This is a genomic window from Corynebacterium sp. 5QC2CO (genome assembly GCF_024580435.1).
GTDB lineage: Bacteria > Actinomycetota > Actinomycetes > Mycobacteriales > Mycobacteriaceae > Corynebacterium > Corynebacterium jeikeium_D.
In genome coordinates this window covers 145,017-163,671 of sequence record NZ_JANIKI010000002.1, presented here as the reverse complement: position 1 = coordinate 163,671, position 18,655 = coordinate 145,017, and the positions used below count along the sequence as shown (strand labels likewise).

Below are 18,655 nucleotides of genomic sequence, written 5' to 3'. Positions count from 1 at the left end.
AGTCTAATCTCACAGTTTTAATGAAGGCGAAATACCTTAGATCGCGTCGAGTACGCCAAGATGACGAACATGACTGCGACGAAGAATACCAACGCCAGTAGGTAAATCTGAGCGACGGTGCCCGGAGGCAACCCCAGGCCGCGTGGTAGTACTACAAAACTGAAAATTGCCGAGTACAGAACCACGGCAATGCGAAATTGTACCCGGTTGGCCCAAGCGGACAGCGGCACGATGGCCCATAGCAGGTACCAGGGGTGCACGACGGGGAAGAGGATTACTAGAGCGAACATCGCGAGGCCGTAGCCGCCGAGCGGGTGAATGCGACCACGGAACGTCGCTAACAGCATGCGCAGGAGCCAGGCAGCCACTAGCGCTACACCAATGCCGCGGGTAAACAGCAAAGCACTGTCGCTGATATCGCCGAGCCCCAGAAGCCTGCCGAAGAAACCAGCGATGATCCCGAGCAGGGTAGTCAGCGACATCCAACTGCGTACCGTTGCGGCGCCACCTTGCGCGGTAATCCAACCAAAGCCCAGACCAGTTCCTAAGGAAACAACGACTGCCGTGACGACGGTTATTGCGCCCGTCACTACCGCGGAAAGAGCAACGGCCTTCCAGGTGCTGCCAAACTTTCGAGCCAGCCACATGCCGGCAAAGCCGAGCGCCACGAAACCGGTGACTTTGACCATTCCGGCGAGACTGATAAGCACGATACCGCCTGCATACAGCGCCCATGATCTTACTTGGCTTTGGCTCTCGTGTCCGATTGGTCCGGGTTCTGGCAGCTCATCGGGCACCATCGATTGCGCAGGGCCGTGGATAGCGCGCAGACACAGTTCGAGCCCAACGAGCAGCAGAGCTAGCAGCAGCGCCTCATTGTGGATACCGCCCACCAGGTGCAGCAATACCAGCGGATTGAGCGTGCCCAGCCAGAGGGTGAACTGAGAGCTAACTCCGCAGCGGCGACCAAGCTGCACCAGCGCCCAGGACGCCACGAGGAGCGAAACAATGGCGACGAGTCGGTGTAGAAAGACGGAAGCAATCACCCCGTCGCTGGTTATCTTGGCGATGCCCCATGCCACTGCGAGGGCTGTGGGGCCGTATGGGCTCGGAGAGTGCGACCAAATCAATGGCACTGACCGAGCAAGTGGGTCGTTGGCTCCCAATAGGTCAACAGGTCCTGCGAGGTAGGGATCCATACCCCGCTCCACAATTGCTGCCTGCGCCAAATAGGAATAGATATCCTGCGTAAACAGGGGAGCGGTAAACACCAAGGGCAATACCCATGCCGCGTAGGTGCGTATGAGCATCGGAGTAGTCACCGCGGTGACACGAGTCCGCGCACCGGCCAGAACGAAAGCGCCGACACCCAACCAGGCTGTGACTAACATGCCAATGCCCACGAAGGTGACGATCGTCGTTGCGACCAACATTCGACCGAGGATTAGCCCGAGTGGTGTACCCCAAAACTCATTTCCAACCACCGGTGTCGCGCCTGAGCCAATCCCGGCGACCATAATAAACACTGACCCGAGAGCACCCAGCCAACGCAGCCAGGTGAAGCGTCGGAGTTCGCGGTAATTAATGCGGTGTTGGAGCGGCTGTTCTGAGCCCTGGTGGAGGGTTGCCGACCTGGAACCGGCCAGACCAATTTTCGGAATGGCGTCACGCACCCCGAGAGCATCGTCGAAGGTGGACGAGCGGCGCAGGGTAGGTCGGTTAGTTTTCACAAGGTCACATAGTAGACGATTCGACACGCCGAAAGGGCGTTCTAATCAGCGACGTTGCATTGATATTTAAATGCGTTGGACTTTATGCACCAATTACGACACAATTGTGTTGTCTAATACACCAGCGGTGCAAGTGGGATACTTGCCTCGCTGAGCCACCTAGACACCCATTATTATCCAGCAGTCCAATCGCAGGAGGTGACTCACCAGTCATGGCAGATCGGAAGCCGACAGTCAATGATGGTGACACGCGCAAGCGCATTCTCCAATTGCTTCTGGAACACAACCCGGCGTCCGCGACTTTTATCGCAGACACCCTGGGACTATCCGCTGCAGGCGTCCGCCGTCATATTGACATTCTGGTGGACGAAGGTCTTGCCGAAACCGCTCCGGCACCCAGCACCGGCCCCCGGGGCCGAGGCAGGCCAGCAAAGTCCTATCGCCTGACAGATCGGGGCCGCGCTAGATTCGGGCACGCTTACGACGATCTTGCCAGTGCAGCTCTGACCGCACTGCGCAAGGCCGGTGGTGAGCAGGCAGTTGCCCAGTTTGCCCGTCAGCGTATTGATGACATTCTGCTCGGCGTCACCCCGGTGGGGCAGGACGCAGAGAAGGAAGAGGTCGTAGAGGCCGTCGTCGATGCTTTCCGACGGGCCGGGTACGCGGCAACTATCAACCAGAACACTGGCGGCGTGCAGATTTGCCAGCACCATTGCCCAATTAGCCACGTGGCCTCCGAGTTTCCGGAGCTCTGCGCGGCGGAGCATGAAGCCGTTAGTAAATTATTAGGTCAGCACACCCAACCGTTGGCGACTATCGCTGACGGAAACGGTATCTGCACCACGAATATCCCACTCACTCCCGTAACAAAGACACTTACTGAATCGCCACAAGAAAGGAGCGGAGAATGACCCTCGCCCATGAGAACTCCACCGACGTGGCTGAATCCACGAAGGCTGCCACTCCGCAGACTGACGAAGAGATTATCGAGTCCATTGGTGCCTACCAGTTCGGTTGGCACGACCCGGATACCGCTGGCGCTTCCGCGAAGCGCGGCCTGTCTGAAGCGGTCGTTCGCGATATTTCGGCTAAGAAGAACGAGCCGGAGTGGATGCTTGAGCGTCGCTTGAAGGCTTTGGAAATCTTCGACCGCAAGCCGCTGCCCACCTGGGGCGCGGATCTGTCGGGTATCGACTTCGACAATATTAAGTACTTCGTTCGCTCCACCGAGAAGCAGGCCCAGACCTGGGAAGACCTGCCGGAGGATATTAAGAACACCTACGACAAGCTCGGCATTCCGGAGGCTGAGAAGCAGCGCCTGGTCGCAGGTGTCGCCGCTCAGTACGAGTCTGAGGTTGTCTACCACCAGATTCGCGAGGATCTGGAGGCCCAGGGCGTTATCTTCCTGGACACCGACACCGCGCTCAAGGAGCACCCGGAGCTGTTTAAGGAGTACTTCGGCACCGTCATTCCGTCCGGTGACAACAAGTTCTCCGCTCTTAACACCGCAGTGTGGTCCGGTGGCTCCTTCATTTACGTGCCGAAGGGCGTCCACGTGGACATCCCGCTGCAGGCATACTTCCGTATCAACACGGAAAACATGGGACAGTTCGAGCGCACGCTCATTATTGTCGACGAGGATGCCTACGTGCACTACGTCGAGGGCTGTACCGCTCCGATTTACAAGTCCGACTCGCTGCACTCGGCTGTTGTGGAGATCATCGTGAAGAAGGGTGGCCGCTGCCGCTACACCACGATCCAGAACTGGTCGAACAACGTCTACAACCTGGTTACCAAGCGCACCAAGTGCGAAGAGGGCGCAACCATGGAGTGGATTGACGGCAACATCGGTTCCAAGGTCACCATGAAGTACCCAGCAGTGTGGATGACCGGTCCGCATGCCAAGGGCGAGGTGCTGTCCGTGGCTATGGCTGGCGAGGGCCAGTTCCAGGACACCGGCGCCAAGATGGTGCACATGGCTCCGCACACGAGCTCCAACATCGTGTCCAAGTCCGTAGCCCGCAATGGCGGCCGAGCTGCCTACCGCGGTCTGGTGCAGGTCAACAAGGGTGCCAAGCACTCGCACTCCAACGTCGAGTGTGACGCACTCCTGGTGGACACGATTTCACGTTCGGACACGTACCCGTACGTGGATGTCCGCGAGGACGACGTCACCCTCGGCCACGAGGCAACGGTTTCCAAGGTCTCTGACGATCAGCTGTTCTACCTGATGAGCCGCGGCATCGAAGAAGAAGATGCAATGGCCATGGTCGTGCGCGGCTTTGTCGAGCCCATCGCCAAGGAGCTCCCGATGGAATACGCCCTCGAGCTCAACCGCCTCATTGAACTGCAGATGGAAGGTTCGGTCGGTTAATACCAATGACTACGACGATTAACAACGAAAACCAGGCTGCTCATAGCCGCCGCGTGCTGGCGAACAAGGGCGACGTTTTCTCATCCTTCAACGTGGAGGACTTCACCGTGCCGCATGGCAAGGATGAAGAGTGGAAGTTCACACCGCTGCGTAAGCTCCGCGGCCTCCACAACGGCACCGCAGCGGAGCCGGTTGCAGCCTCGATTTCGGTCGAGACTGCTGGTCAGGATGGAGTCGCTGTGGACGTCGTCAAGCGTGACGACGAGCGCCTTGGTCGCGCCGGCGCCCCAACGGACCGCGTGGCAGCACAGGCGTACTCCAACTTCGACGATGCGCACATCGTGACCTTCGCGAAGAACTCGGTTTCCAAGGAGCCTGTCGTCATCGACATCGATGGTCCGGGCGAGGACAACGTGTCCTACGGCCATATCGTCATTGACGTGCAGTCCCATGCCGAGGCCGTCTGCGTCATTAACTACCGAGGCAGTGGCACGTTCGCGGACAACATCGAGTTCGTAATCGGCGACGGCGCCAAGCTGGGTGTCGTGACCATGGTGAACTGGAACGAAGATGCCGTTCATGGCTCTGCGCACCACGTTCGTGTCGGCCGCGATGCTACGCTGCGCCACACTGTCGCAACGTTTGGCGGCGAGGTTGTCCGTATCGTTCCGCGCGTTGCTTTCACGGCACCCGGCGGCGACGTCGATCTGCTGGGCGTGTACTTCGCCGATGCCGGTCAGTACTTTGAAAACCGCATGCTGGTCGACCACGCTGTGCCGAACTGCCGCTCCAACGTGATGTACAAGGGCGCGCTGCAGGGCGAGCCGAATGTCGCTCATCGTGAGGCCCGCACCGCGTGGGTGGGAGACGTGCTCATTCGTGCAGAAGCGACGGGCACCGATACCTATGAGCTCAACCGTAACCTGCTGCTCACTGAGGGCGCGCGTGCCGACGCAGTTCCAAACCTGGAAATTGAAACCGGTGAGATTGCCGGTGCTGGTCACGCTGCCACCGTTGGTCGCTTCGACGAGGAACAGCTGTTCTACCTGCTCTCGCGCGGTATTCCGGAGATAGCAGCTCGCCGTCTGGTGGTTCGCGGCTTCTTCAGCGAGGTCATCAACCTGATTCCGGTCGAGTCCGTTCGCGAGAAGCTTGAAAAGCTCGTTGACGAAGAGCTCAACACCGCTGGCTTCTAACCGCTTATTTTCTTTCTCACCCTTTCCGCCCTGTCACCCCGGTAGCACCGGGGGGGGCAGGCCACTTACACCGATTAAAGGAAAAGATTTCACTATGAGCACTTTGGAAATCCGTAACCTCCACGCGCAGGTGCTGCCGACCGACGAGTCCGCCGAGCCCAAGGAGATTTTGAAGGGCGTCAACCTGACGATCAACTCCGGCGAAACCCACGCTGTGATGGGGCCGAACGGCTCCGGTAAGTCCACCCTGAGCTACACCATCGCAGGTCACCCACGTTACGAAGTCACCGAGGGCGAGATTCTCCTCGACGGCGAAAACGTGCTGGAGATGAGCGTCGACGAGCGCGCTCGCGCTGGCCTCTTCCTGGCAATGCAGTACCCGGTCGAGGTCACCGGCGTGTCCATGTCCAACTTCCTGCGCTCTGCAGCGACCGCTGTCCGTGGCGAAGCTCCGAAGCTGCGCCACTGGGTCAAGGAGGTCCGTGAGGCAATGGCTGACCTGGAGATCGATTCGTCCTTCTCTGAGCGCTCTGTCAACGAGGGCTTCTCCGGTGGCGAGAAGAAGCGTCACGAGATTCTGCAGCTCGACCTGCTGAAGCCGAAGTTCGCCATCCTGGATGAGACCGACTCCGGCCTTGACGTCGACGCTCTGCGCGTTGTCTCTGACGGCATTAACCGCTACCAGGACGAAAACGACGGCGGCATCCTGATCATTACTCACTACCAGCGCATCCTGAACTACGTGAAGCCGGACTTCGTCCACGTCTTCCACGATGGTCGCTTCATCACCTCCGGTGGCCCGGAGCTTGCAGACGAGCTGGAAGAGCACGGCTACGAGAAGTTCATCAATGCCTAACGCCGAACTACTCAGCCCATCACTCCGCGAGGACTTTCCAATTCTGTCGCGCACTGTCCGTGACGGAAAGCGGCTGGTCTACCTGGACTCCGGAGCGACCTCGCAGCGCCCGAAACAGGTCATCGATGCTGAGGTGGAGTTTCTAACCCACCACAACGCCCCGGTGCACCGCGGTGCCTACGAGATTGCTGAGGAGGCCACAGACGCCTACGAAGATGCCCGCGAAGCCATTGCAGGCTTCATCGGCGCTGACTACGACGAGCTGGTCTTCACCAAGAACGCCACCGAAGCGTTGAACACAGTGGCATTCGTGCTTGGCGACGACCGCGCAGGTCAGTACCAGGTCGGCGAAGGTGACGAGATTGTCGTCACCGAGCTGGAGCATCACGCGAACTTGGTGCCGTGGCAGGAGCTGGCTCGCCGCACTGGCGCGACACTGCGTTGGTATGGCGTGACTGAAGACGGCCGCATTGACATGGATTCGCTGGAGCTAAGCGAGAAGACCAAGGTTGTGGCCTTTACCCATCAGTCAAACGTCACCGGTGCAGTCACCGATGTGAAGGAGATGGTGCGCCGTGCTCGCGAGGTCGGCGCGCTGGTAGTCCTCGATGCCTGCCAGTCGGTGCCGCATATGCCTGTCGACGTCAAAGATCTCGATGTGGACTTCCTGGCGTTCTCCGGCCACAAGATGCTCGGCCCCAACGGGGTCGGTGCGCTCTACGGTCGCCGGGAACTGCTCGAGGCACTGCCGCCGTTCCTCACTGGTGGCTCGATGATTGAGGTCGTCACCATGGAGAAGACCACCTTCGCGGCGCCTCCGCAGCGCTTCGAGGCGGGTACCATGATGACCTCCCAGGTCGTCGGTCTGGGTGCTGCGGTGAAGTACCTGGATGCCATCGGTATGGATAAGGTAGCTGCTCATGAGCACCACCTGACAGCGCTCGCGCTGGAGAAGCTGCAGGAAATTGACGGCGTGACCATCATCGGTCCGACTACCCCAGAGCAGCGTGGCTCTGCAGTCTCCTTCAAGGTCGAGGGCATTCACCCGCACGATCTTGGCCAGGTTTTAGACGACCAGGGCGTGTGCATCCGCGTCGGTCACCATTGCGCGTGGCCAATTCACCAAATCCTCAACGCCCAGTCGACCGCCCGGGCATCCTTCTACATCTACAACACGGAAGAGGACGTTCAGGCGCTTGCCGACGCAGTGCGCCATGCACAGAAGTTCTTCGGTGTCACCCCGTAACTTTAAGAAAGGAGAAGGACATGAAGCTCGAGCAGATGTACCAGGAAGTTATCCTGGATCACTACAAGCATCCGCAGCATGCGGGTTTGCGGGAGCCTTTCAATACGGAAGTGCATCACGTCAACCCGTCGTGTGGCGATGAACTCACGCTTCGCGTCACTCTGAACGACGACCTCACCGTCGTCAATGACGTCTCCTATGACGCCGTGGGCTGTTCTATCTCGCAAGCCTCCACCTCAGTTATGGCTGAGGAGATTGTCGGCAAGACTGTCGACGAGGCAATGGCCAAGCTTGCCGAGTTCGAGAAGATGGTCACGTCTCGCGGCAAGATTGAGGGCGATGAGGATCTTATCGGCGATGGGATTGCCTTCGCTGGTGTTTCTAAGTACCCCGCCCGCGTGAAGTGCGCTCTTCTCGGTTGGAAGGCTTTCCAGGCTGCAACCGCTGAGGCTCTGGCCAACGCTGCTGAAGGCAACGGCGTTGGTACCGCGACTGTAACCGTTACCGATGACGAGGAAGGCCATCACCATGACTGAACCAATCGCTAATGACGCCACCTCGCCCGCACAGCCTGATGCTGTCGACGAGGACGCCATGACCACTGGTGCTCCGATTGATGAGGGGGATGCGTACGAGTCCATCACCGTCCCGCCGGCACCGGAGCAGACCGAAGCCGATAACAAGCTGGCCATCCAGGTTGAAGAGGCAATGTACGAGGTTGTTGACCCGGAACTCGGAGTCAACGTCGTGGACCTGGGCCTGGTGTATGACATCTGGATTGAAGAAGGCGACATTGCCGCTATCTTCATGACACTCACATCCCCGGCCTGCCCGCTGACCGACATGCTCACCGACCAGACCGCCTCCGAGGTTATGAAGGTCGAGGGTATCCGCGACTTCCGCCTCAACTGGGTCTGGTCCCCGGCATGGGGCCCACACATGATTACCGAGGAAGGCCGCGAGCAGATGCGCGCGCTCGGTTTCTCGGTCTAGCCGATCAGTGACAGCGGTGATTAGGGAACCGCTACGTTAAAAGTGCTTGGCGACGAGCTCCTGGCTCGTTCAGCTAGGCACTTTTTCGTTTGTTTTTGAGTTACTGACTGCGTTTATGGCCGGCATCGGTAGGGCGATGCGAGTTACTGACTACGTTTATGTCAAAAATGGCTCAAAAAATAGCCTGAAAGCGTCATAAACTCGCACAGTTTCACATTTTGCAGCCCGTATTCACACGAGCATCCCCGCAATTTTTTCAAGCTGTCCGACTCGGAGTTAAAAACGACCCCACCTGGCACTGAAAAGTGCCAAGCGGGGTCGCTATTGTCTTCGACTGCTAATCCAAGTTGTGAGAGTTAGATGCGAGATGCATAGCTACTCGCATCTATTCACAGCTCTTCGCAGCTATTCGCGAGTCATGTCTGCGGTGGCCGGGTCAACGAGCTTGGAGCCCGTGACCTTCTTATGGATAAACCACAGCAGGACGAAGACCGGGATACCCAGGTACGGAGTGAGGATAGCGAAGATATTCTCGCCAGTGCGAATCGGATCAAGTGCCTGTCCGGCCACCACAAAGAAGCACATAATCAGTGCCAGCACAGCACCGGCGGGGAAAAAGTTCGCCTTGTAGGGAAGCGAATCCAACGGGATATTCTGGGCCTTCAGACACTTGCGGAAGCGGTAGTGGCTGAAAGAGATACCAAACCAGGTGATAAAGCCCGCGAGCGCAGACAGCGTCAGCAAGAAGGTGTACGCCACACCATCGCCTACCAATGAGGTAATGAAGCCAGCCATACCGATGACAGCGGTGGCAATCAGAGCGCGCAGCGGAACGCCATGCCCAGAAAGCTTGCCAAAGTAACGCGGAGCGTGTCCCTGACGGGCCAGGGAAAACAGCATACGAGTGGACACATACATACCGGAGTTACCCGCGGACAAGACCGAAGTCAGAATGACAGCGTTCATCAGGCCAGCGGCAATCGCGATACCTGCGCGTTCAAAGACCAGGGTGAACGGTGAAATGGAAATGTTGTCCTCGGCGGCATTCAGAAGATTCGGGTCCGTGTACGCAATAAGGAAACCAATAACAGCGATGGCACCGATGTAGAACAGCAGGATACGCCAGAAGATAGTGCGAATCGCGCGGGGAATCGTGCGCTCAGGATCCTCGGCCTCACCTGCTGCTACACCAACCATCTCGGTGCCCTGGAAGGAGTATCCGGCTACGACGAAAACGGCCAGCAGTCCCATTCCGCCATTGACGAATGGGGCGTCGCCCGTGGTCCAGTTTTCGAAGCCGGGGGAGGACCCGCCCAAGATGCCGAAAATCATGCCGACACCAAGAACGAGGAAGACGATGACGGTAATGACCTTGATGGTCGCAAACCAAAACTCACCCTCGCCGAATGCACGTGCGGACAGGGCATTCAGCCCGAATAGAATCGCGAGGAAGAGCGCGGACCAGACGATTGAAGGCACATCCGGGAACCAATAGCGCATCACCAGTGCAGCAGCGACGAGCTCTGCGGCCACAGTAATCGCCCAGTTAAACCAGTAGTTCCAGCCCATGGCAAAGCCGAAGGATTCTGAGACGTATCGGCGACCGTACTCCTGGAAGGAACCGGGCACCGGCAGGTAAGCGGCCATCTCGCCGAGAGACTGCATAACCAGCCACACCATGATGCCGATAAGAGCGTAAGCGATGAGCGCACCGCCTGGACCGGCCTGCGAAATGGTCGCACCCGAGGCAACAAACAGGCCCGTACCAATGGCACCGCCAATGGCAATCATATTCAGGTGGCGAGCTCTCAGCCTGCGCTGAAGCTTACGGTTTTGTGAGGAAGTCTCCTCAGATTGCGTCGAAGTCATTCATTTATCATAAGCGTTTGTACTCCGGTGAATGCAAAAACCACACCGCTTTAATTGTTGGTATCACCCCACAAATCGGCTGATGTATATGCTCCCGGTCAACGAGTTCTCCATCTCCCAGGTCCCTGCGCAAATCCAGCGATGAGCTTTCCGCACGTACGCGGACTCATTTTCAGCAAAGGCACGGCCACTTTCGCCATAGCGCGAAGCGTCGTCAGTGGGGATGTCCCTATCAAATAGGCAAACACGTCCTTCTCCGGCAACAAAAAGAACGCCCGAAAAAACGCACCCGTCTGTCGTGCATCGAACCCAAGCAAGGCCGCGAGTCCACGTTCGCGTAGCCATCGCTGCAACCGCATGCTTAACGACGTCCCCTGCGTCCGGCTTCCCTTCTTTTCCATTTCGGCTAAGAAGCGGTCGACATCTTCGATAACCGAGCCCACCGAGTAACCAGTGGCAGGATGCATCCGACCACCAGCAAAGCCGAAGAGGGTGCCGCTAGATGCGCCACTGCGCGTCAAGTCACCGCGGCGAGAGGGAAGGTTTGCCAGTAGGGGAAAAGACACCACTTCTTCGTCGATGGCCAGATCTTCCGAGAGCCCCAGGGACTTCAACCGTACATTTTGGCGTCTACGCAACAGCGCTAAAAGCGCGGAGTCATCGGCCTCACCGCCGCTCCCGACTGGCGCACCGGCTTCGTCGCGATACCCGCCAACCATAGGAGTCGGGGTAGCGAGGATAGTCTCTTCAATGAGGAAGGTCCGGTCATCCACGAAAATGCGATAGGAGAAACTAGTGGGCTCTGTCGCTGGGTCAACCGGGTCAGCCGGAGTGAAGTCCATGAGGACTGCGCGGCGGTGGGCGCTGGGGACGTCGTCAAGCGAAAAGATGTGCCCGATGGCGAGCTGCCGTACCTGCCCACCTCGCCCAGCGGCGGCGTGTGTGCGCCCGGTGGTGACAATCGTGAAGTCAGTACCCGTGATTTCGGAATCTGTGAGTGCGCGGCGTTCGATGTGGAAACCGTCAAGTTTTTGCAGGCAGTCCTTGTTAACAACGCCGTAGGTACGGGTGAGCTGACGTTCGGTGCCGTCGGCAAGAATGACGCTGGGTTGAAAAGTGGCGGCGAGGAAGTCGCTGGGCAGCCAGTCGGGGAGTTGGTCGCACCAGAGACCAATCGTCGAGGGCAGTGTGCCACCGGCGGGGTCGTAAGCGGTCACGTCCCAGCCGCGAGTGGATGCGCGGTGCGCGGCGATTCTTCCGGCGGGCCCGAGGCCGACGACGGAGGCGGTCACAGGAAATGAAGTCATAACTGGTAGGCTACTCGTTCGTGATTGTGACCCATGACCTTGAAGTCCGAGTCGGCGCCCGTACCCTGCTCACTGCGCCGGGTGAGCAGCTGCGCGTTCAGCCGGGAGACCGGATTGGACTCGTCGGGCGAAATGGTGCTGGCAAAACGACGACTATGCGTATTCTCTCCGGTGAAACTGAACCCTACGGTGGTTCAGTAGTGCGCTCTGGCTCGATTGGTTACCTGCCACAGGACTCGCGCGAGGGCAACATCGACATCTCCGCCCGCGACCGTGTGCTGTCGGCGCGGGGCCTTGACCAAATCCGCCGCAGCATGGATCGCCAGCAGGAGATCATGGAGACCGCGACCACTGACACAAAGCGCGATGCGGCGATTAGGAAGTTTTCGCGTCTCGAGGAGCGCTACCACGACCTCGGCGGCTACGAGGCGAACGCCGAGGCAGCCCGCATTTGCGACGCGCTGGGGTTGCCGGAGCGCGTACTCGACCAGCCGCTGAAGACGCTTTCGGGTGGTCAGCGCCGCCGCGTCGAGCTTGCGCAGATTCTCTTCGCCGCTACCGAAGGCTCGGGCAAGTCCGCCACGACACTGCTTCTCGACGAGCCGACGAACCACCTCGATGCGGATTCGATTACCTGGCTGCGCGAATTCCTCAGTAAGCATGAGGGCGGCTTGATTATGATTTCGCACGATGTTGAGCTGCTCGAGGCCGTGTGTAACAAAGTCTGGTTCCTCGATGCGGTGCGCGCCGAAGCTGATGTGTACAACATGGGCTGGAAGAACTACCTGTCGGCACGCGCGACCGATGAGGCTCGACGTCGCCGTGAGTTCGCCAACGCGGAGAAGAAGGCCAGCGCACTGCGCAAGCAGGCCGAGAAGCTAGGCGCGAAGGCGACGAAGGCCCGTGCAGCCAAGCAGATGGTGGCTCGTGCTGAGCGCATGATGGACAGTCTCGACGAAGTCCGCGTCGAGGATAAGGTCGCTCATATTTCCTTCCCGGAACCAGCGCCCTGTGGCAAGACTCCGCTCAACGCCACGGGACTGACCAAGATGTATGGCTCGTTGGAAGTCTTCGCCGGTGTGGACCTTGCGATTGACAAGGGGTCCCGCGTGGTTGTCCTCGGCTTCAATGGTGCTGGTAAGACAACGCTGCTGAAGCTACTCGCCGGTGTGGAGCGCACCGATGGCGAAGGCGGCATTGTCTCCGGCCACGGCCTGCGCATCGGCTACTTCGCCCAGGAACATGACACGATTGACCCGGACAAGACTGTCTGGGAGAACACCGTCTACGCCTGCCCTGACGTCAACGAGCCGGAACTGCGGAGTCTGCTCGGTGCCTTTATGTTCTCCGGGGACAAGCTGCAGCAGCCAGCGGGAACCCTCTCCGGTGGTGAGAAGACACGTCTGGCGCTGGCGACGCTGGTTAGCTCCCGCGCAAACGTCCTGCTTCTCGACGAACCCACTAACAACCTCGACCCGCAGTCCCGCGAACAGGTGCTCGACGCACTGCGCACATACTCCGGGGCCGTCGTACTGGTTACCCACGATCCGGGTGCGGTCAAGGCGCTAGAGCCCGAGCGCGTCATCGTGCTTCCCGACGGCACCGAAGACCTCTGGAGTGACGACTACATGGAAATCGTCGAGCTAGCTTAAGACGGATCCATTGGCCCTGGCAGGTAACCGTCCTGCTGGGCGAGCCTATACATCTCCGACTTGTTAAGGCTGTTCTCGGCCCGGCCAGCTGCCGCATACTTGGCTCGAATGCGACCCAAGTAGTCCAACACAGTATTCGGTGTCAGCCCTGTCATCGACGCAACTCGCTTCGTCGACTCACCGGAGGCGTAAAGCTCCAATACCTCACGCTGACGTTCTGACAAATCGACAGAGTCGAGCAGGGGATCAGAGTCAACTACCGATGCCCATTCCGTAGTCAGCGCGCCCTTGCCAAGCGCCGCCAGCCGTACTGCCGACACGACTGTCTCCGGGGTTTCCGATTTCTGCACAACCCCCATCACTCCGGTACGCACTGCCTTTCGAACAAGGTACGGACTTTCAGCTGACGAGAGGATGAGCACGTGATCGGTGACCAATTCCAGCGAGAGCACGTTCTGCGCTGGATCTGAATTATCCGCCAGCCGGAGATCTAGCACGACTACATCCAGGCGGTCATCGGTGCCCACATCAGCCAGGAGTTCCGGCACAGTTTGATAACAGCCGACGAGCTCAAAGTCTGGCTCTGCAGACAGCAGGGTTTCGAGCCCCTGCAGAGTCAAGGCATGATCATCAATCGCAGCAACGCGAAGCAAACGATCCGACTGCACGCTGTAATCTCCGATGTTGTCGGAGTCAATTGCAGCCGAGACGTCGATGGAAGCATTGCTCATTCCCGCAATATTCTCCCTAGTCACGTGACATCACTATCCTCTCACCGGCTTCATCAAACCTTTGCACTCCATTGTCATCAGAAATGGATGCAAATGCACGTCTGCCTGGGGGCAATAGGCGAATTGTTACCGATCCTTCTTCGGCGTTATCGATTGCTTCGAGGAAGTTCGGCATCAACTTGGCCACCGCGGAATCATCGTCGACAAGCGGAATACGGCGCACATCGGTGCTATCGGAAACGGCCTGCGTGTGATTGCGGTCATCGAGGAGCCGGATATGAACGCCTCTGGCCCGCGCGTCCCAAACAGCTTGGTGAAGGGATCCAACGTTTAGATGCGGCGAACGTAGGACGTCTCGGAGAAGCTGCTCTGTAAGCCGCGCACGCAACTGCAGTCGCGAGGTCGGTTTATCCAAAACTGCAGCGGCGCTAAATATGGGACCGACCTGGCGCTGCAGCCATTCGTAGTTGCTCTGGCTGCTGATTTCGTACTCTTTGGCAGCACCGGCAGCGTACAGCGCACGATTATAATCTTGAATAGACTGCGGAACGGTACGCATAAAAAAGCGAACCATGATGGACGTCAAAATTCCAGCGACCAGCATCACGGAGCGAACTAACAGGTCAACTCCAGAGATGCTGATGTGGGTCGAATCCGAGGGGGCAAAGGGGAAGAACTTGAGTAGCTCCACCAGGATTGCGCCACCGAGTACGGAATTCAGCGCAACCCAGGGTCGGCCGCGAATGGCGAGCAATGCGGATGCAAAAGAAATTAAGCTAAAGTGCCAGAAATACGACCATTCCAAATTGTTTGGAATCGGCTGGTAGAGCCCCACCACAGTTAATACAACGATCGCGACACCTGTTACGATTGCACGGGCTAACGGCAATTGTGAATGGCGGCCGTACATAATCAGCCCGAGAAGACCGATCGCTAATGCCAGACTGATTTGCCCTGCCGTGGTAAATAATTGTCCATTACTGACTAGAACCATGAACAATACGCCGACGATTGCGCCGTAGAACTGCCAGGAAAAAACAATTGACATTCCCATGAGGTCATAGAGCGATGTCGTATGAGCGGAGGAATCGACTACATCTTCCTCTTCCACAGGAGAGGTATTACCGTGCCATTTGAGAATAACCTGAGTACCTTTCCCAGGCTTTGATTTAACGAGGGCATCTCCACCGCGAAGGGCCTCCATTCGTCCTTTAACGCTCAACCGAATACCTGCACGATGCGGGTCAATTCCCTCGGGGTCGAACCCGGTGCCATCGTCACGAAAATCAATGGAGACCTCTCCCGAGGCAACACGAATGTGACATTTCTTTTCCGCTGTGGCACCAGCGTGACGCTTGGCATTATTGGCCACCTCAGTTGCGGCTAATAGGAAAGTGTTAGCAACCTCTCCTGGCAGACGAACTGGACCGCCTTCTTCGCTGGTATCTAGCGTTACCGAAATGTCAGAGCTCACCGACATCAATTGCGCCCGTACAGACTCCGCAAAAGTTCTACCGCTTACTGTTTGCCGCGGCGAGAAAAACAGCCCAGTCTGCTCGTCTAGAGAGAAGTCAATCTTAGAGCCCTTACCAATTGCAGACAGTGCAGCCAATACATAGTCATGGACATAGGCGTTGAAGCTACTCATCGCCTCGCCGCGGACACGCATACGCTCCGCTCTCTCATTGACCTTCCGAGAGTTCTCGTAGGTGAAGTCAATGAGCCTTGCGACGGGTTGTGCAGAGCCCGCGATAATCACGAATGGAAAAGTGTTGATGAGATTGAATCCGACATCCGACAACATGTCGAGCCAAAAAGTGTGTCCCAGCAACCAAGAATTAATGACGGCAATAAGTCCGGGAACAAATACCATCACAGACAAACTGATGTGGAGTGGTACCGTCAGCGCAAATGCAGCGAGGGCCAAACCTGAAAATGGGCTATACCAGAGTGCATTTCCAACGGGGTTATGAGGGAGATCCCAATAGGTTGAAACCAACATCAGGAAAACCAACATGATGTACATCGGCACACGCAGTGCGGTAATAAGGCCTCGCCGCGTATTATTAATCACAGCCCAAATCAGCAACATATCGCTGAGAATGAATATGAGCAGTGATGCAAAAGGGAACCAGTGGCTCAGAAAGTTTTCAAAGGGGACAGAACGAACAGCCGATTCAATCTGCCACAAAAAGCCGGTGACGGCAATAATAATCGCGCCGGATCGCAGCACAGACATTTCAATTGATGGTGACTGTCCGGCAAGTGCCGAATCGGGATTCCACCTCTCCATGCGACAATCACATTCCTTTTGCCTATTGCCACTAGATAAAACTAATCAGTCTCTACAAGCAGAATGAAGCCGAGCGAAGTTCTGAAGAATACGCCCACTTCGAGCAACATCAAACTGTCGCGCGGCCGACACCGCTTCAAGATCTGTTCCTGGTAAATAGTAGCCCTGATTTGCGTAAATCTGGAGACGCTGAGCAAACGTGTTGGCATCTAATTCCGGGTGAAACTGCGTCGCATATGCATTGCGGCCCAACCGGAACATCTGTACGGGGCAGTCCTTTCCAGTTGCCAACAACGTAGCGTCGCTAGGCAGTTCTTCGATGGCCTCCTTGTGGCCGACGATGGCGTGAAAGTGGGGCGGCAAGCCTTCAAGAATTGGGTCTGATTCGCCATCTGGAGTTGCAGCTACTTCAATTACTGCTGCCTGCTCCCCGTGCTTGCGGGAGACGCGGCCATGACCAGCAGTACCGAGCAGGCCGATGCCATAACAAGCTCCGAAGAAGGGGAAATCTCGTTCGAGCACTTCTGCCAGCAAATCCTCGAACCAGGTCTCGACCTCCTTCTGTAGATAGCTCTTATCGTCATCGGAGGCGTTAAAGGGACCCCCGCCAACGATTACGCCCGAGTAGTTATCTAGGTTCAGGTTCGCCGGACGAGACTGTTCCAAGCGAAATTGATGCAACTTTGCCGGCGCCAATGCACATCTCCTGGCAAATGAGAGATGTTCAGCGTGAGCTGCGGCATCTTCGCCGCGTGTAGAAAGCAAGAGGAAGGGCTTGGCGGAGGTAGACATTTGCGGGAACGAGTTTCGTGAAAAAGGGGAGATAGAGGGAGACGAAGACTACTGCACCATTAGCAGGCTCGGATTGGCTGCATGCGTACATACGTGCATAAATCGGGGGATGATTGACGCAACGGCCTGAAGGTCCACATCAGATACCTTTAGTCGAATCGCGTCGACTTCCTCCGGGTCAAAGTAACCGACATCGGTGTAGAACGACATTCTGCGGAGCAGTCCGTTAGCATTCATCTCCGGATGAAATTGGGTAACCCAGTTATTCGACCCGATTGAGTACATCTGCACCGGACAGGTTGGGCCTGTGGCAAGCAAAGTCGCGTGATTGGGAAGTTCCGCTACGGATTCCTTGTGGCCAGTCAACGCATAAAAAACCGGAGGTAACACCGAGGCTATTGGATCTTGAGTAGCGGCTTCGGTGAGCTCTACCCGGGTAGAACCCGCTACTTCGCCGTGACGCAGGTTAACCAAACCACCCGAAGTAAAAGCCGTGTAGCTAGCGCCGTAGCAGATAAGCAATGCGGGGACAGGACTACTAAGTACGTCGTAAAGCACATCGTGCGAATACTTCTGCAGCCCCGAATGCTCAAGGTCGGTGATGTTAAATGGGCTGCCGCCGACGAATACGCCGTCATAGGAGGTCAGGTCGGGCAACTTAGCGCCGACAGCGTCGATGGTAAACAGATCCAACTGGCTGGGCTCAAGCCCGGTGGAATCCAGAAAGTCCTGGTACTCGGCTTGCCCCGCGCCATCTGCGGGGCGGAGCGCCACCAACAAAAACTTACCCACACTCATAAATAGACAGCTTAGTCCATATTGGGTGAAATCTATGTATCTTTACCGGTCAAACGGGGGAAATGCACGGCAGAAAGCCGAAACCCGCTCCCGTATTAGGGGAGCGGGTGGTACGGCACGCTATCAGGCCTAGCCTGAGTGGCTAGTCCTTGCGCCGTAAGCTGTCTTCAACTAAATCAAGCACGGAATCCAATTCATCGACAGTGCGACCAGATGCCAGACGAACGATGATGCCATCGAGCATCAGCTCGAGAAAAAGCTGCATCGTACGAACCGAATAATCCGACCGTAGGGAGCCGGATGAGGATGTCTGAGTCAATCGATGGGCAACAGCGTCATCCAATTGATCCTGATGGCCCAACCATTGGCCCTTAAACTCCGGATCGCTGCGAAGGCGACGGGCAATCTCAAGGCGAGTTCCCAGCCAGCCATGCTTGTCTGGGTTCGCCACGATGTCACGCATTACTTCCACTAAGCCGGAAGCCTCCGCGACTTCCGCCATATTTGCGGCATCCTCTTCGGCCAACGCTAAGAACAGACCTTCTTTGGATCCGAAGTGATGGAAAATAGCACCGCGAGACTTACCGGTAGTGGCCTCCAGACGAGAGACCGTTGCGCCGTCGTAGCCGAATTCTGCAAAGCACTGCCGAGCGCCGTCGAGAATTTCGTGCCGCCGTTGAGCTAAATCCTGGTTACTCACTTTTGGCATAAGGAAACTCTTTTCTTGCCGGCGACGCCCAGGGACATGTTTCACTGCATGACGTGGCAGCGCCATTCCTATACTTCCCAAGCCTCATCTTGGTTGCGTAAAGAAGCCC

General features: G+C 57.3%; 16 protein-coding genes. 8 read left to right on the top strand and 8 right to left on the bottom strand.

Annotated features, from left to right (window positions below):
• Positions 1–17: 17 nt before the first annotated feature.
• Positions 18–1,757 (bottom strand): polyprenol phosphomannose-dependent alpha 1,6 mannosyltransferase MptB, encoded by a 1,740-nt coding sequence (gene mptB / locus NQ014_RS02685; protein WP_373467698.1) that lies wholly within the window; start codon positions 1,755–1,757, stop codon positions 18–20.
• Positions 1,758–1,942: 185 nt separating this feature from the next.
• Here mptB and NQ014_RS02680 point away from each other — a divergent pair, with 185 nt between their 5' ends.
• The 7 genes from NQ014_RS02680 to NQ014_RS02650 all read left to right on the top strand — a co-directional run bounded on the left by NQ014_RS02680 (position 1,943) and on the right by NQ014_RS02650 (position 8,395).
• Positions 1,943–2,641: a metalloregulator ArsR/SmtB family transcription factor gene (locus NQ014_RS02680; protein WP_048734176.1), complete on the top strand. Its 699-nt coding sequence runs from the start codon at positions 1,943–1,945 to the stop codon at positions 2,639–2,641.
• Positions 2,638–4,104 (top strand): Fe-S cluster assembly protein SufB, encoded by a 1,467-nt coding sequence (gene sufB / locus NQ014_RS02675; protein WP_016422750.1) that lies wholly within the window; start codon positions 2,638–2,640, stop codon positions 4,102–4,104. Before NQ014_RS02680 ends, sufB begins: the two co-directional genes overlap by 4 nt.
• A 5-nt stretch (positions 4,105–4,109) precedes the next feature.
• Complete coding sequence (gene sufD, locus NQ014_RS02670; RefSeq protein ID WP_257073600.1) at positions 4,110–5,300, top strand: Fe-S cluster assembly protein SufD; 1,191 nt, start codon at positions 4,110–4,112, stop codon at positions 5,298–5,300.
• Between the two features lie 94 nt (positions 5,301–5,394).
• Positions 5,395–6,156, top strand: coding sequence for a Fe-S cluster assembly ATPase SufC (sufC, locus tag NQ014_RS02665; protein ID WP_076773570.1), 762 nt, complete (start codon positions 5,395–5,397; stop codon positions 6,154–6,156).
• On the top strand, positions 6,149–7,402 hold the full coding sequence (locus NQ014_RS02660; protein WP_187404613.1) for a cysteine desulfurase: 1,254 nt from the start codon (positions 6,149–6,151) through the stop codon (positions 7,400–7,402). Before sufC ends, NQ014_RS02660 begins: the two co-directional genes overlap by 8 nt.
• A gap of 20 nt (positions 7,403–7,422) precedes the next feature.
• Positions 7,423–7,938 (top strand): Fe-S cluster assembly sulfur transfer protein SufU, encoded by a 516-nt coding sequence (gene sufU, locus NQ014_RS02655; protein ID WP_257073599.1) that lies wholly within the window; start codon positions 7,423–7,425, stop codon positions 7,936–7,938.
• A complete protein-coding gene (locus tag NQ014_RS02650) occupies positions 7,931–8,395 on the top strand; it encodes a metal-sulfur cluster assembly factor (protein ID WP_257073596.1) in 465 nt (154 codons plus the stop codon). Before sufU ends, NQ014_RS02650 begins: the two co-directional genes overlap by 8 nt.
• 405 nt (positions 8,396–8,800) lie before the next feature.
• Here NQ014_RS02650 and NQ014_RS02645 read toward each other — a convergent pair whose 3' ends face one another.
• Both NQ014_RS02645 and NQ014_RS02640 read right to left on the bottom strand, forming a co-directional pair.
• The gene (locus tag NQ014_RS02645) at positions 8,801–10,264 is read right to left on the bottom strand and encodes an amino acid permease (RefSeq protein ID WP_257073594.1); all 1,464 of its coding nucleotides are present in this window, start codon (positions 10,262–10,264) and stop codon (positions 8,801–8,803) included.
• Between the two features lie 98 nt (positions 10,265–10,362).
• Positions 10,363–11,571: a lycopene cyclase family protein gene (locus tag NQ014_RS02640; protein WP_257073593.1), complete on the bottom strand. Its 1,209-nt coding sequence runs from the start codon at positions 11,569–11,571 to the stop codon at positions 10,363–10,365.
• 20 nt (positions 11,572–11,591) lie between these two features.
• Between NQ014_RS02640 and NQ014_RS02635 the strand changes: the two genes are divergently transcribed.
• Positions 11,592–13,223, top strand: coding sequence for an ABC-F family ATP-binding cassette domain-containing protein (locus tag NQ014_RS02635; protein WP_257073592.1), 1,632 nt, complete (start codon positions 11,592–11,594; stop codon positions 13,221–13,223).
• Here NQ014_RS02635 and NQ014_RS02630 read toward each other — a convergent pair.
• The 5 genes from NQ014_RS02630 to NQ014_RS02610 all read right to left on the bottom strand — a co-directional run bounded on the left by NQ014_RS02630 (position 13,220) and on the right by NQ014_RS02610 (position 18,546).
• A complete protein-coding gene (locus NQ014_RS02630; protein WP_257073591.1) occupies positions 13,220–13,978 on the bottom strand; it encodes a response regulator transcription factor in 759 nt (252 codons plus the stop codon). The genes NQ014_RS02635 and NQ014_RS02630 overlap by 4 nt on opposite strands.
• Complete coding sequence (locus tag NQ014_RS02625) at positions 13,971–16,247, bottom strand: sensor histidine kinase (protein ID WP_257073590.1); 2,277 nt, start codon at positions 16,245–16,247, stop codon at positions 13,971–13,973. The genes NQ014_RS02630 and NQ014_RS02625 overlap by 8 nt, the downstream gene beginning before the upstream one ends.
• A 45-nt stretch (positions 16,248–16,292) precedes the next feature.
• A complete protein-coding gene (locus NQ014_RS02620) occupies positions 16,293–17,039 on the bottom strand; it encodes a glutamine amidotransferase (RefSeq protein WP_257073589.1) in 747 nt (248 codons plus the stop codon).
• Between the two features lie 48 nt (positions 17,040–17,087).
• Positions 17,088–17,837 (bottom strand): glutamine amidotransferase, encoded by a 750-nt coding sequence (locus NQ014_RS02615; protein ID WP_257073587.1) that lies wholly within the window; start codon positions 17,835–17,837, stop codon positions 17,088–17,090.
• A 142-nt stretch (positions 17,838–17,979) separates the two neighbouring features.
• The gene (locus tag NQ014_RS02610) at positions 17,980–18,546 is read right to left on the bottom strand and encodes a TetR/AcrR family transcriptional regulator (RefSeq protein ID WP_257073586.1); all 567 of its coding nucleotides are present in this window, start codon (positions 18,544–18,546) and stop codon (positions 17,980–17,982) included.
• Positions 18,547–18,655: the final 109 nt, after the last annotated feature.

Excerpts from the sequence above, each read along its gene's own strand:
- NQ014_RS02620 (WP_257073589.1), bottom strand. The coding sequence starts at position 17,039 with ATGTCTACCTCCGCCAAGCCCTTCCTCTTGCTTTCTACACGCGGCGAA.
- NQ014_RS02645 (WP_257073594.1), bottom strand. The coding sequence starts at position 10,264 with ATGACTTCGACGCAATCTGAGGAGACTTCCTCACAAAACCGTAAGCTT.
- NQ014_RS02615 (WP_257073587.1), bottom strand. The coding sequence starts at position 17,837 with ATGAGTGTGGGTAAGTTTTTGTTGGTGGCGCTCCGCCCCGCAGATGGC.
- NQ014_RS02625 (WP_257073590.1), bottom strand. The coding sequence starts at position 16,247 with ATGGAGAGGTGGAATCCCGATTCGGCACTTGCCGGACAGTCACCATCA.
- NQ014_RS02610 (WP_257073586.1), bottom strand. The coding sequence starts at position 18,546 with ATGCCAAAAGTGAGTAACCAGGATTTAGCTCAACGGCGGCACGAAATT.
- NQ014_RS02660 (WP_187404613.1), top strand. The coding sequence starts at position 6,149 with ATGCCTAACGCCGAACTACTCAGCCCATCACTCCGCGAGGACTTTCCA.
- NQ014_RS02680 (WP_048734176.1), top strand. The coding sequence starts at position 1,943 with ATGGCAGATCGGAAGCCGACAGTCAATGATGGTGACACGCGCAAGCGC.
- sufD (WP_257073600.1), top strand. The coding sequence starts at position 4,110 with ATGACTACGACGATTAACAACGAAAACCAGGCTGCTCATAGCCGCCGC.
- sufB (WP_016422750.1), top strand. The coding sequence starts at position 2,638 with ATGACCCTCGCCCATGAGAACTCCACCGACGTGGCTGAATCCACGAAG.
- sufU (WP_257073599.1), top strand. The coding sequence starts at position 7,423 with ATGAAGCTCGAGCAGATGTACCAGGAAGTTATCCTGGATCACTACAAG.
- NQ014_RS02640 (WP_257073593.1), bottom strand. The coding sequence starts at position 11,571 with ATGACTTCATTTCCTGTGACCGCCTCCGTCGTCGGCCTCGGGCCCGCC.
- NQ014_RS02650 (WP_257073596.1), top strand. The coding sequence starts at position 7,931 with ATGACTGAACCAATCGCTAATGACGCCACCTCGCCCGCACAGCCTGAT.
- sufC (WP_076773570.1), top strand. The coding sequence starts at position 5,395 with ATGAGCACTTTGGAAATCCGTAACCTCCACGCGCAGGTGCTGCCGACC.